Annotated in this window: 1 protein-coding gene; it reads left to right on the forward strand. The window is 28.9% G+C overall.

Annotated features, from left to right (window positions below; all coding sequences use genetic code 11):
• A partial coding sequence (prs, locus tag IE124_RS36450; RefSeq protein WP_189514094.1) for a ribose-phosphate diphosphokinase occupies positions 1–523 on the forward strand: 523 nt, incomplete at both ends.

Here is a 523-nt window from a genome sequence, read left to right on the forward strand (position 1 = left end):
CGTGTGATGACTATGGATTTACATTCAGATCAAATACAAGGTTTCTTTGACGTGCCTGTAGATAATATTTATGGTTATCCTGTACTTATAAAAGATATAGAAAGTCAAAAATATAACAATCTGGTGATAGTATCTCCAGATATTGGTGGTGTTATACGTGCTCGTTCAATAGCTAAAGAATTAAATGTAGAATTATCTATCATAGATAAACGTCGCCCCAAAAAAAATCAAACACAAGTAATGCATATAATAGGAGATATAAAAAATCGGACATGTATATTAATTGATGATATTGCAGATACAGCTAGTACTTTATGCAAAGCAGCTGAATCACTAAAAAAACAAGGAGCAAAATATGTCTTTGCATATATTACTCATGCTATATTATCAGGTAATGCAATAGATATAATAAATAATTCATTTTTAGATAAATTAATAATTACAGACACTATTCCTTTATCAAAAAAAGCTATTATTAGTAACAAAATAAGACAAGTATCTGTTGCTAGCCTTATAGCAGAAG

Source organism: Streptomyces narbonensis, assembly GCF_014649015.1.
In the GTDB taxonomy this organism is placed as follows: Bacteria; Actinomycetota; Actinomycetes; order Streptomycetales; family Streptomycetaceae; genus Streptomyces; species Streptomyces narbonensis.